Source organism: Stenotrophomonas geniculata ATCC 19374 = JCM 13324, from assembly GCF_001431625.1.
GTDB classification, from domain to species: Bacteria; Pseudomonadota; Gammaproteobacteria; order Xanthomonadales; family Xanthomonadaceae; genus Stenotrophomonas; species Stenotrophomonas geniculata.
On the sequence record NZ_LLXT01000068.1, the window covers coordinates 59562 to 72093 of the forward strand.

Annotated in this window: 13 protein-coding genes; 7 read left to right on the forward strand and 6 right to left on the reverse strand. The window is 60.3% G+C overall.

The window, feature by feature from the left end; translation table 11 throughout:
- Positions 1-182 precede the first annotated feature (182 nt).
- From ARC63_RS03795 to ARC63_RS03815, 5 genes are all read left to right on the forward strand, one after another.
- The gene (locus ARC63_RS03795; protein WP_057502555.1) at positions 183-488 is read left to right on the forward strand and encodes a hypothetical protein; all 306 of its coding nucleotides are present in this window, start codon (positions 183-185) and stop codon (positions 486-488) included.
- Positions 475-1971 (forward strand): His-Xaa-Ser system radical SAM maturase HxsB, encoded by a 1497-nt coding sequence (gene hxsB, locus ARC63_RS03800; protein WP_057502556.1) that lies wholly within the window; start codon positions 475-477, stop codon positions 1969-1971. The genes ARC63_RS03795 and hxsB overlap by 14 nt, the downstream gene beginning before the upstream one ends.
- On the forward strand, positions 1958-3127 hold the full coding sequence (hxsC, locus tag ARC63_RS03805; RefSeq protein ID WP_057502557.1) for a His-Xaa-Ser system radical SAM maturase HxsC: 1170 nt from the start codon (positions 1958-1960) through the stop codon (positions 3125-3127). Before hxsB ends, hxsC begins: the two co-directional genes overlap by 14 nt.
- A gap of 2 nt (positions 3128-3129) precedes the next feature.
- Positions 3130-3792 carry a His-Xaa-Ser repeat protein HxsA gene (hxsA, locus tag ARC63_RS22640; protein ID WP_139042377.1) on the forward strand — a complete coding sequence of 221 codons (663 nt, stop codon included), beginning with the start codon at positions 3130-3132 and terminating at the stop codon, positions 3790-3792.
- A gap of 191 nt (positions 3793-3983) precedes the next feature.
- Positions 3984-4187, forward strand: coding sequence for a hypothetical protein (locus ARC63_RS03815; protein WP_057502558.1), 204 nt, complete (start codon positions 3984-3986; stop codon positions 4185-4187).
- An 85-nt stretch (positions 4188-4272) separates the two neighbouring features.
- Here ARC63_RS03815 and ARC63_RS03820 read toward each other — a convergent pair whose 3' ends face one another.
- From ARC63_RS03820 to ARC63_RS03830, 3 genes are read right to left on the reverse strand one after another with little or no spacing between them, the layout of a single operon-like run.
- Positions 4273-4767, reverse strand: coding sequence for an ABC transporter permease (locus ARC63_RS03820; RefSeq protein ID WP_231298569.1), 495 nt, complete (start codon positions 4765-4767; stop codon positions 4273-4275).
- A gap of 45 nt (positions 4768-4812) precedes the next feature.
- Positions 4813-5175, reverse strand: a complete 363-nt coding sequence (locus tag ARC63_RS03825) for a hypothetical protein (protein ID WP_057502560.1) — start codon at positions 5173-5175, stop codon at positions 4813-4815.
- Positions 5172-6035, reverse strand: coding sequence for a hypothetical protein (locus tag ARC63_RS03830; RefSeq protein ID WP_057502561.1), 864 nt, complete (start codon positions 6033-6035; stop codon positions 5172-5174). Before ARC63_RS03830 ends, ARC63_RS03825 begins: the two co-directional genes overlap by 4 nt.
- A gap of 147 nt (positions 6036-6182) precedes the next feature.
- Here ARC63_RS03830 and ARC63_RS03835 point away from each other — a divergent pair, with 147 nt between their 5' ends.
- Together ARC63_RS03835 and ARC63_RS03840 are read left to right on the forward strand one after the other, a co-directional pair.
- Positions 6183-6536: a helix-turn-helix domain-containing protein gene (locus ARC63_RS03835; protein ID WP_081113758.1), complete on the forward strand. Its 354-nt coding sequence runs from the start codon at positions 6183-6185 to the stop codon at positions 6534-6536.
- An 86-nt stretch (positions 6537-6622) separates the two neighbouring features.
- The gene (locus ARC63_RS03840) at positions 6623-7390 is read left to right on the forward strand and encodes a hypothetical protein (protein ID WP_139042378.1); all 768 of its coding nucleotides are present in this window, start codon (positions 6623-6625) and stop codon (positions 7388-7390) included.
- 116 nt (positions 7391-7506) lie between these two features.
- Here the strand turns inward: ARC63_RS03840 and ARC63_RS03845 are convergent, their stop codons facing one another.
- From ARC63_RS03845 to ARC63_RS03855, 3 genes are all read right to left on the reverse strand, one after another.
- Positions 7507-9960, reverse strand: coding sequence for a KAP family P-loop NTPase fold protein (locus ARC63_RS03845; protein ID WP_231298570.1), 2454 nt, complete (start codon positions 9958-9960; stop codon positions 7507-7509).
- 275 nt (positions 9961-10235) lie between these two features.
- A complete protein-coding gene (locus ARC63_RS03850; RefSeq protein WP_139042379.1) occupies positions 10236-11471 on the reverse strand; it encodes a lipase family protein in 1236 nt (411 codons plus the stop codon).
- Between the two features lie 210 nt (positions 11472-11681).
- A complete protein-coding gene (locus tag ARC63_RS03855; protein WP_057502565.1) occupies positions 11682-12389 on the reverse strand; it encodes an HNH endonuclease in 708 nt (235 codons plus the stop codon).
- Positions 12390-12532 lie beyond the last annotated feature (143 nt).

A 12532-nucleotide genomic window follows, 5' to 3' on the forward strand; every position in this document is an offset into this window, starting at 1 on the left:
TGGGCCCGGCGCTTAGATACGTGCATTTCAAACTGTGACTGACAGCTGGCGCCATCGCGTGCTGCGCAATCTGCAGGGCTCCATTCGAGGAAGGAATTGAGTCGAAGGAGAGCTTCGGCTTCAGGTCACTTGCAACAAAGCCTACTCAGGAGCAAAGTTCACTCATCCAGGGGGGATGAGCAATGGAACGCTCGCAATTCATTATCGATCGCGCACTGTATTCAGACGACGTCGTGGCTCGGGCCGTGCATCGCCATACCGGCGAGCTTGGTGTGGAGGTGCGCAGCCAAGGCGCCAACCTCACCGTTAGCTTTTGGTCTCTGGATGGCTCCGACCTGCCAGAGGATCTCTGGACCCGGTTTTCCCGAGACTTACTGGACGAGCGCCTGCGGGCGGCCGTCCGAGCGGAGACGAGCGGGCTGCAGCAGGAGCTGCTTCGCGCAGCGCTGAACCAGGCACAGCCGGTGATGCCCCATGTCGAGGTTTAGGTCCGCTGAGGCTTTCGCCGCCCCATCGGACTACCAACTGTTGCCTCTGCGGTTCCGGCGCCTGCCGTGGGATCACGATCGGGCCTTCGTCTCCTCGATGGCAGGCGACTGGCTCCTGATGAAGATGGAGGACGTTCAGCGCCTGGTGACCCACCAGTTGCCGACCGAGTCCGCGCTCTTTGCGGATTTGGAAGCCCGACACCTGGCCGTCGCCGGGACCGACCGAAGCAGCTTGGCGCCTCTGCTTAGTCAAATCCGCAGCCGAAAGTCCTACCTGATGGGAGGACCTGCTCTCCACATCTTCGTGGTGTCGCTGCGTTGCCACCACACCTGCAACTATTGCCAGGTGTCGCGGCAGGAGACGAGCGCCACTGCGTTCGACATGGAAAGTGCGCACGCCGAACACGCAGTGGAACGGCTGTTCGAATGGCCGAGCCAAGAACTGACGATCGAATTCCAAGGGGGTGAGCCCCTGCTCAATTTTGAGCAAGTGAAGGCCATCACCCGGCGGATCGTCGAGCGTAATCGGAGCGCCCGACGCACCCTGCGCTTCGTGCTGGCATCCACCCTGCATGACCTCACCGACGACCAGCTGGCGTTTCTGACCGAACATCGCTTCAAGCTCTCCACCTCGCTGGACGGTCCCGAATGGCTTCACAACGCCAATCGCCCCCGGCCGGGCCGGGACAGCTACCGTCGGACTGTGGAGGGGATTGAACGCGGACGCCGTTGGCTGGGAGACGATGGCGTCTCGGCGCTGACGACGCTGACCCGCCAGAGCCTCGAGGTTCCTGAGGCCATCATCGACGAATACCGGAAGCTGGGTTTCCACAGCATCTCCTTGCGTCCATTAAGCCCCTACGGGTTCGCCACCAAGACGGCCCGCCGCACCGGCTACCCCACGGAAGACTTCCTGGCCTTCTACCGACGCGCCTTCGATCACTTGCTGTCGGTGAACCTGGCCGGCTACGCCATGGAAGAGTCGTACGCTTCTCTCCTCCTCTCCCAGCTCTTCACGTCCTTCGGGCACGGCTACGTCGATCTCCGATCGCCCTCCGGAGCCGGACTGGGCGCCGTCATTTATGACCATGATGGGCGGGTCTATCCGTCGGATGAGGCACGCATGCTGGCCGCCATGGGGGACGATGCCTTTGCGTTGGGCCACGTCAGCCAACCGGTCAGCCAATGGCTGTCCTCGCCCGCCATGGGCCGCTTGCTGGACGCCGGAGTCGCCGAGGCCCTACCCACGTGCTCCGACTGCGCGTTTGTGCCGATGTGCGGGGCCGATCCGATCGAGCACTACGCCCGCCAAGGGGATCCCATCGGCCATCGGCCCAGCAGCGATTTCTGCCGGCGGAACATGGGGCTCTTTGACTTCCTGCTGGAGCGCTACGAGAAGGCTGACCGGAACATCCAAGGGTTGATGCGTTCCTGGGCCAATCCGAAGCCATTGGCGGAGGACCCCATCCATGCTGCCGCTTGAAGCCCGAGCCGAGCTGGCGCCGTCGGCGAAGGCCAGTCTGCTCAAGGTCGTGTCTCTGGCAGAGTTTGCCCAATCAACGCTTCCCTTGGAGCGCTTGGCCCTGGATCTGAGGGACGTCCCAGCGGACCGCTTCAGCAGAGACCTGCTAAACCTGCCTTGGGGTGCGGTCTTGCCCTCGAGCGGGTTGCGCTCCGCCGGTGAGGCTCCTCTCGTTCAATTGGAAGGTCCGCCGGGTGTTTGCAAGCCTGGGGATGTGGTGGAGCTCAATCCCCTGCGGAAGAAGGTGGCGATCCGATATCGGCGCGGAGACACCGGCAATGTGTTGTTCGCCACCGAGCGCTGCAACAGCTACTGCCTGATGTGCTCTCAACCGCCCCGAGACGTTCAAGACGATTGGCGGGTGAGGCACCTCCTGGACCTGATCGACCTCATCGATCCGGAGGAACCTTCGCTGGCGATCAGCGGCGGGGAACCGACCCTGCTGGATGACGGGTTGGTCGACGTGGTGGCCAAATGCGCGCACGTGCTGCCCAACACCCACCTGCACATCCTGTCCAACGGCCGACTGCGTGAGCCCGGCCTGCACGCGAAATTTGCGGGCCTCCATCCCAACCTGAGCTGGGGCATTCCGCTCTACGGGGACCGCTATGCTCTGCACGACTACGTGGTGCAAAGCGAGGGTGCGTTCGCTCAGACCCTTCGTGGGCTTTACGCATTGGAAGCCGCCCAGCAGCGGGTGGAGATCCGAGTCGTGCTGGTCAAGCCCACGGTCGAGCGGCTGATACAGCTGGCCCGCTACATCTGGCGCAACCTGCCCTTCGTCGAACACGTCGCACTGATGGGCATCGAGCCCATCGGCTTTGCCAAAGCCCATCAGCGTGAGCTTTGGGCCGATCCAGCGGACTACGGTGACGTCCTGTCCGAAGCGGTAGGGCTGCTGGCCGAGGGCGGAATCCCGGTCTCGCTCTACAACTTGCCCTTGTGCGCGTTGGACAGATCGCTTTGGCCCTACGCCGCGCAGAGCATTTCGCCTTGGAAGAACGACTACCTGCCCGCCTGCGACGGCTGCTCGGTTCGGCAGCGGTGCGGCGGCTTCTTCTCGTGGGTCACACCGGCTTGGACCAGCCGGTCCATCTCTCCCGTCCTGGAAACCTGATCATGTCCAACGCACTGATGATCGTCGGCGCAGCCACCCTAGGATCCTTGGGCACGGAGCCGCCCAAGGGCCAGTCCGACCTCTCCAGGCTCTCCGAGATGGACGGGAAATACGCGACCGTCCTGAGCACCTCGTTGAATGCAGGCCGGCACAACCTGTATGCCGGGCACCGCAGCCACAGCTCCCATCGATCACACAGTTCCCATCGCTCCCATTCGTCGGGGTCGGGAAGCTCGTATCGCTCGTATACCCCGCCACCGGCGACCTACACGCCACCGCCCACGCGATACACCGCGCCAGCGGCACCGGCGGTACCCGCAGCCCCGAGAACCACCGGGAGTGGCGCCAGCCATTTGAATAGCTACCCTACCCATAATTTGGAGCCGGCCGCCCGGGCAAACTCCCGGTCTGCAGACAACCTGACCTTGGAGCCCGGCACCTACGACAAGCCGGTCACGGAGGGACGGGACGCCGATGCGCTCAAGCTGCTGATCATGCGTGTCCAGGCAGCGCTCTATTCCAAGGGCTACGATCCAGGTGCCATCGACGGGGTCCTCACTCCTGAGACCCAATCGGCGCTGCGAATGTTCCAATTGGCCCACGGCATCCGGGCGACCGGAACGATGACGACTCCCACCCTGGACGCGCTTGGCGTGCGGATCTAGCCCTCAACACCTTTAATCCCGCGGCTGCGGGAGGCCAAAAAGCGACCGGCCTCCAGAAGAGTGAGACACCCGTGGCATTTAAGGACCGAATCGCGAACGGCTCGACACATCTGTAGATCCGCTCCTATGTAGAACTTGCGCAGCTTTGCGCACATGGTTAGATGCTTCCATCTTTAAGGGGAGCAGAGACCATGGACCACAATTACAACAACAAGCAGCACAGAGGCTCGGAGCACGACTGGCAACAGGCCATCGATGCCCTTCCGATTTTGATCGTCGAACGGAACCAAGCTTCCATCATGAGCACCGATGCGTTGATCGCTGCGGCCAAAACGGGCCTCCGGGACGCTTGCGAGAACTACCGGACGGCTTTGATCGAGCATCGTAGGACGTAGGCGGCCATCGTCGCCGGCATCTTTCGCGAACCGCTGAAAGGGGAACTTGCCCCCTTTGATGGTTGTCAGCAGCTCCCGGCCCGCCCTACAGGCTGGTGGCGCGCCACACGCGCCCGATCAACCCGCCCACCAGTGGCGCAATCGGGAAGACGGTGTAGAGGCCGGCCAACGCCAGCGGCGGGACGGAAACGAAGAAATTGCGTTCCGATTCAATCAGACCAGGGTAGAAGATCCCCACCCCGATGCTTCCGATCTGCACGGCCACCACAACCAACGTGCCCATCAATGCCCCCTTCCAAAAGCCCCCGCGCTTCGGTTCCAGGAAGGGGTTGGCCGCCCTGGCTGCCCTAACGCGCGCCGCCCGCCAGTTCAGCACGTAAAGCAGCAGGAGGAGCGCCAGCACGCCAACGCCAGCCGAGAACGCCGCCACAGCCTGCCAAACAAGCCCCAGCTCTCCAGAAATTTCTGCACCGCCTGCGAAGGCGAGCAGGCCAGCACCGCCCAGGAGGACCGCTGCGGGTGCGAGCAGGCCCCACTGCATATGGGATGCGGTCGAGTGAGCGCGGACATGCGCATTCATGGAACCTCCAAATGAGCGAAAACGAGGGCGGGTTGCAAGGACCGATCAGGGCTTCTTCTGTGCGTCGATGAGCACCCACTGCCCTGCCCGCTTTTCAAACACCAGGTCTGCCCGGGCAGGCACAGGTGCAGGAGCCTCCTTCAGTTGGCGACCGCCTTGAAAACCGATCACATCGAGGGTGCCGCCCGTGACGCACGTCGTTCGTTCGGGCCCGCTCGGATTGCAGTCGGCGTTCAAGTCCTCCCAGCCACGCACTTCCACGCGCTGACCCAGTTCGGCCAACAGGTTCGCGTTCAAATACTGCTCGTAACCCTTCGCCACCTGCTCCATCGACGGCCCCTGGTCCGCCTTGCTGCATGCGGCCAAGCCGACAATGGCTACTGCAGCGGCCACCATTCCACGCTTCATGCACCTTCTCCTTGGTTCTTGGTGACGTCCACTTCGATCGTTTCGTTCCGATAGCCCAAGCTCACTTTCTCGACGGTCACGTCCATCTTGGGTTCCGTGCCGTCGATCCAAACCCGATTGACCGAGAAGACCACACGGTCGTCCTGGAACGAGCGGCCTTGCCGCGCGAGGCTGGCCGCTTCAGCGGGGTCCATCCGGATCAGCAGCCGGTAGCGCCCGGCGTTCGGCGGGCTGGACACGCCGGTGGGCGTCTTGCGGATCCAGGGGACGAAGTTCTTTCCCGTGACACTCAAGCCAGCAACCGAGATCTGCGGCATCGGCACGAACACTTCCATGACGCCCCGATCCGCGTTGTAGCTGACCCCACCGAGCGCTTTGAAGTTCGGGCGAACGGCATACCGGCGAACGCTCTTGAACCGTTCCAGCCGGGCGTCGAAAGCAGGCCCGAAGCGCTGCTCGATCGCCGCCGCAGAGGGCTCCGCCTCTTTGCTACCCGTCGTCCTCTTTGCAGCCACCCAAGCCTGCCGCAAGCACCACTGCCGTTTGTCAGGCCTCAACTGGTAGGCCGAATGGGCCATTGCCAACAAGCCCATGTCGCACATGTCGATTCCTTGCGCCCCGGTGGAGGACAGCCCTTCGCGCAGGTGCTGAGCACCCTCAAGAGTGTCGTCGTCTAAGTCCCAATAGATGCCGGCCGGCTCGGCGTACAAAGGGTGGGACACCTTGGCCTGTGATCCAGACTTTCCAGAAAGGACCCCACCGATCTGCCGAAGCAGGCCCGATGCGGTCGTGGTTTGGGCGCTGGCGCCCGTCGATACGGCCAGCGCGAGCGTGCCAGCCAGAACTGCCCCGTTCTTCATACAGCCCCTCGTTCCTTTGGATGGACTTGCCACGGACTTACGTGACACGTAGAGTCTACCCGTGACGTAGGGCTTGGGTCATCATCGGTGCATGCCTGCACTGCATCCGTTCAGCCTGTGACTACGCCGACAACTCCGCGAGCGATCGTGGCGGCGCGACTGCGCCAAGCCAGGATCCTTCGAGGCTTTAGCCAGCGCGAAGTGGGGGTCAGGATGGGCCTGGACAAAGACACCGCATCGGCTCGCATCAGCCGCTATGAAAGCGAATCGATGACGGTGAGCCTGGAAGCACTGTTCGAGCTGGCGCAGGCGCTGGACGTGCCGCCGGCCTACCTGCTGGCGACGACGCCGGCGATGGCCGACGCGATTTTGGCGTTGGGCGTTCAAAGCGAGGCCCAGCAGGTCAAGCTGTCTCAAGCCCTAGAAGAGCTGACCGCACTTCCCCCAGGAAAGCGAAAGCAAGCCATTGACCGCCTCTTGGCGGACTCTGAAAAGGCCTGACCGCCGCCTTGATGCATCAGTAGTCTCATCCACTGCGACGGCAGCACGAGACCATCTCCCTTCATTCGAGAGGGCGGGGAATGTGGATGTCCGATGCTGCGGAACGCCTTAATTGTTATCAGCGTTTTTCTGCTTGGTGGGAGAACCAATCGCTAGCAATCAAAGTCTACTTGGTAGGTTTAGCGCTTCTGCTGATGGCCATCGCCTCCTTTCACGCCTCCCCGCGCGGACTGCCAACCAGCTGCCTGGCCTACGCCTCTAGCGGCCTTCTCGCTTTTGGTTTTCTGCGCGAGACATACCTGTGGGTCACACCCAAGCTCCAGCTTCCTCTCGTGAAGCTGTTGGTGACCGGCGCGAGCGTGATGGCACTGGCAGCTGCAACGGGCATCAGCAAAATGGCAGTGAACGAGGCGACCGGCCAAGAGCCGACGCACTTTCCGACCACAATTGCGCTGCTGCTACCGCTGTCCGTGCTTCGGGTCGTGTCAGTGGTGGCGATTGTCGTCAGCACACTTTCCACCGCAGGACTAATGCTCTGGGCTGGAGCGAGAATATTCCTGACTTGGGGCCCGCTGGAGGACAAAGACGTCTTGCTCCTCGTGGCACGAGTCCTTGCAGGTCTTTCGATCGCACTCATCATCTCGAATACGAGCGGCCCCGCGATCGTGCCTTCTTGGATGCAAGCTCTGGCCCGGAAGTCAGCACTCTTCTTGGACCTCCACGATGACGCCGCCTGCACCACAAAACCTGACGAAAGAACGCATCGCATCAACGACAATGTAGTCATAGTCGGCGCCACTTCTGGCACCTATCCCACGTACGTTCGACGCTTGTGTGCCATCGCACCCGAATGAGCGCGATGGAATCCGTGAGCAATCTCAGCACCATGGGCAAATCAATCTTTTAACCTGGATCGAATGCTGCGGGGCTGCCGTCCATGGCCATGTGCCCCTGCCATGACTCGAACAAACTACTTCATGGATTCTTCGCTTGTATGAGTTGCGTCGCTGCCGCTCGACGAGCCTTTTTCCTGAGTAACGAAGATATGTACGTTCATGAACTGATGCGCGACTCGGCGGGGTTGATCCATTCCCTCAGCAGGGTATTCCTCAGGACTGTCCAATTCAGCCCCATACCGCTCCTTGAGCTTGGCAGCAATGTAGTCCGCGCCAACAAGCTTGGAAACAGAGTCGTATTGGCGCCTATCAAAGTCCCCCGGCCTGGGGATCCCACTCTCAACTCCCCAAGACTCTCCCACGAAACACGCCAAAAATGCATCCACTCGGTCCGTCGACGTATCCAACTGGGCACGGAGCGCGTGTTGCACATGTGCATCCGATGTCTCCTGGCACCATAGCCAATAGAGCGTGGGGGCGTCCTTGGGTTCGGTAAGGAAGAATGGCGCTTCGGCGCTTTCAGCCTCGATTCGTTCTACGGCCAACTTTGCGAGAGCCTTATCACCCTCGTCGGAAAGCACTCGGCGGTCTTCGGGCTTGTCGTCGTAACGATGGATCCAACGCAAGCAATCGGAGACAAACCCAACCGACGACGCCTCCCGAATGACCTGTTCAGCCACTCCTTGCCTTTCGCTGCCCGCGGGCAGCCTTCTTAGCAGGTCCGCGATGAGAATGGCCGCCGAACCGCGCGTATCCAGTGGCATTAGCATGCCCCGCTCCCGCGGCAGGAGATCTCCGTTCCTTGCAAAGGCGAGTGCTATCGCCCTAGCTTCCGTAGCGTTGATAGCCTCTTTTCTCTGGCGAAGCCTTGTAACCAAGCGAGGCATGCCCTGCCTCTCTGCAAACCGTTCCAGCGCTTCCCTTGCTTCGGGGGGTGACAGCGCCTGCGCGCTTTCTATGAACTCTGCAATCAGGCGATCAGGCACGTCGCCCAATGGCACTCCGTAGGCAAAGTATCGCTGGAAGTACTCCCCCGCGCAGATCTTTTGCTCCGCAGCCCAAGTCGAATCCCACTCCCCGCCATACATCGAATTTCCCAGCCTGGGGAACAGCGGCTCCAGCAGCCGACGACGGATCCAGCCGCGCTCTTCGACCGAGATGTGAGGAAGCGATTTCTCCAGCAAAGCGGAGATTTCATCTTCTTTCTTCTGATTATCGTCGCGCCCGCCTGCGCGCCCGCCCTTAAGAAAAAGGTCGCGGTTGGATCGGATTGCAGCGTACAGGCCTGGATAAATCACCCGAACCCCCTCGATGAGCATCAGATCGATGGTGTTCACCTCACCCTTAAGAATCGGGAGGGCAAACAGGAGAGCGTTTGATAGAAGCTTTGCTTTTCGCGGCGTGCCGAGTGCCGGTGCAATAACGTCATCAAAGTGCCGAATGAACGCGTCCACCTGACTCTGGGTGAGCACAATCCCTGTTTGATCAACCGCCCTCTGAACCCCCTCCAAAGCGATCAATCGCAAGCTGTTGGTATCTGCCGGGGGAAGGTTGAGCGGCACTTGGACGATCTTCTCAAGAAACGCCCGGCCTCCCTTGGCCCCGCCCTCTCCGTAGCGTTCACCCAACGCCGCCGCAACCACGTCATCGTCGAAGGCCAGAACGTACGACGTGTGCTTGAAGCTAGCGGACAGCTTGACCAGCTTAAAGATGGCGTGGGTTTCCTCGCGATCCAGCCTATCGATGTCGTCAACGAGAACCACCAAACGGCGATTCGATTGGCCCAGCATTCGATCTATTCGCGAACGCAACTCTTCCAGACTCACAGTGGACAACGACTCGCCCACACTCTTTGCGGCCTCCCCAGGGGAAATCTGAACCGCACCTGCGAAGGTCACGCTCGCAAGAGACAAGAGCCCTCCGTACTGCTTCAGAAGCTCACCCACCCTCTCCATTTTATTGGGCAAGGATTCGTCCATTGCCTCAGCAAGTGTCGCGAAGAACCCTCGCAGCAGGGCGTCTTGGCTTTGGAAATGCCACGGATTGAAGCGCACAAGAATGACCCGCGGATACTCCTTCAATGCCTCCCCCATCATTTCAAGGACAGATGTTTTCCCATCTCCCCAAGGGCCATATAGGCCAACGACGATGCTGGACGGATCGGCGCGCTGGGCTAGCGTATGAGCCAACCGGGACGCGAACGGCGCCCGATTGAATCGATCAGACAATCGACCGGTGATGGGCTGATCGTCCAGGAACTGATCACCGGAAGGTGCTCCCTCTTCCTCCGTGTCCGAACCGGTGTCCAGTTCTGAATGAAACGGCTCCTCGGCTTTGGTCTTCGATCCGGCGGAACCATCATTGTTTGGACCCCACCACTTCCTTAGCCATGCCAGCATTTCTTGATCCCCTGTAACCGTATTCAACTGCAATAGTGAACTGGGCCAATCGGGCACCCAACTGATCGATTCCCATGTGCACTGCTGGCCCACTCCGCTGGTAGATGGCCACTCCAGCGCATCTGCCATTCTTCCTGATAAAAAGACCTACAACGCCGCCTTTGAAGCCAAATAGGCCGCGAACTGGCGATCATCCTTCACACGTTTCCAGAAGCGTTGTAGTGGGGCTTACCGGCCTCCCCGTCAACCCAAATCGCCTGTAGTGCCAATTCGCCCCTGGCATCACACACGTCGCCACGTTCTAACGCCCCCGAGCACCTGCTCGCTCACTAGCGAGACATGGTCGGCTAGAAAGGCGGCTGGAGAGCAGGAAAGAGACACACTGACACCCCAGCAGCTGCTTGTCAGCTCGCCACGGAAGGACAGAATCGAACGGTGCTCTTGGGGATCGGGGGATCGTCCTCGAACAGTTGCTCCAGAAGCTCATTCCACTCCGTTCTGTCTTCCACATAGCTTGGCACGCCGTGATCGTGATACCACTTGATGGGCCTGGGGAAATTCACCAAGCGCACGCGCGAAGCTTCGCCCGGCTGATCAAACACTTTTCGAAGCTCCCGACATGTCTTTTGCTGGCGAAGCGGCATACACGTATTGCCGGTCCGCCAAGTGCCACAGTGCAGAATAAATTTTGACGTGGCGATATCCCCCTCACTGGTTCCAACTACGATACGGGAAGGGATCACGCCCTGCTGCATCCCCTCCGTAACCAATGAAAAGTCATTGAATGCAGTCGGAGGCTGAGCCGGAACCAACATGGCCACCCTCAGGTCCGTCAGGTTCCGGGGGATGCGCCATTCCCCATCCATCGCTCCAGCTCTTTCTTTAACAACCGCATTCCAGCTCTGACTGAATCCGTTGTAGGCCCCGCCCCCGTTGCCCAATGCATTGGCGACCACGGAGCCACCCAGACTGTGCGTAAAGATGCGCAGTTTCGTTCCTGAATCCACCTGATTGAGGATGCGGCGAAGACTCTGTCCCACCCGCGGCGAATTGAACTGAGCCTCGCCCCAAATGCCTATGCCCATTGCATTCCCACGAAGTCCATCCCAATACATGCGCACCACTTGCGCACCTGGCCGGCGCCTCTTCACCTCGGAATCGAACCCACTCATCCAGGTGTTTGCTGTTCCGTGATCATTGTTGAACCCGTGGATAACGAGCACCACCTCCTGGCCGACGGGAACCTTGAAGCAATCAATAACACGCTTCCTTAGGGCGACCTGGATGCGATCCCAGTCCTGATCAAAGACGCCACTGGGATCGACTCCTGTTGCGTCGAGTAACGCCGTCCAGGATTCATCCCCTTTTTCGAAGTGCCGTTGGTAGTAGGCCCGAAGCGTGGCCTTTGTCGAACTACGCCCTCTCACCCCATCGCTGCTGCTAATAAACTCATTGCGATCGACATCGACTTTGATATCAAAGGGTGGGTAGAGGTCCCCTTGGCGATCCATGAAGAAGGCCGGAGCGGTCAAAACCGCCTTGCGTTCGCCCTTGAGATAGACAATGTTACTTTTAGAGCTGCCACATCCGGAACAAACCATCAAAGCAAAAACCAGCACAACAAGCATTGGCAATCGCATGACATACCCCCCTGGTATATTTATCCGATAACAGCCAGAACATCCCCCAGCAGCCACCAAGCAGGCGGCCGTCTTTCGAATAGTCACACATACGAAGGCAGTATCAACCGTTTCGCCAAGAACCGAGATCATCAAAGCCGACGGTGCATGCCCCCCCACCTCAGCTTGACCACCTCGATTCAACGCCGGCAAGAGGACCGCAACCAATGGTCAATCGTCGCCAGCATCCACCACTACCTCAACCACCAAGCGACAGGCATGCGCTGCTCGGTTCCGGTGGATACGCAGCAATTGACGGCGTCTCGCCAGCGTTGCTTGCTCGAGCGCCTCCCGAACGAAATCGTCCCCATGCAGATCCGATTTGCGCGAGTTGCAACTCACACATGCCAACACGATGTTGGATATGAAGTGGCTCCCCCCGTGATGCAGGGACACGTAGTGATCCTCGTGGCAACTGGTGGGCTCGCCTGGGCCGTTTACAGCACCACCCGGTCCCTCGAGGGATCTGTAGCAGTAGTAGCAGCGACGCTCCTGGAGTGCCAGCAGCGTCCTAATCTGCTCAGCGGTGCGCGAGCCCGGCGCCGCCTTCGACTTCAGGGCCCGGTGAAACGACGTTCGTCGACGTGTCTCTCGGACGCGGACTTTCCAATGTACATGAAAGGTATCCAAGGGCAAGAGCACCTCCAGATCGGAGGACTGGAAGAAACGGCGAGCACCTGCCTTGCACGCCTCGTGAATGCTCCAATCCTCCAGCGTTCCGTTGCAGCGTGCGCATCGCCCATGTTGGGTAAAAAACTGCCTCAGCTCGTCGCTGATCCCAAAACGTGCATTGAGGTCCACACGCTGAAACCGGCAACCGATCATGCCGTCGGAAAAGACCTGATCTCCCAGGCGTTCATAGGGATAACGACGGACCATGCCCACCCCGCCTTTGTCAGACACCCGAGAATGGTGCCCGCTTTCCCTACCGGCTGCCAGCAGAGGTCGCCCGTGGCTGGTCCAGACCTTCTCGCAGCAACAGCCGCACAAACTCGCTGGCATGCAGCCCCTCCCGGGCTGCC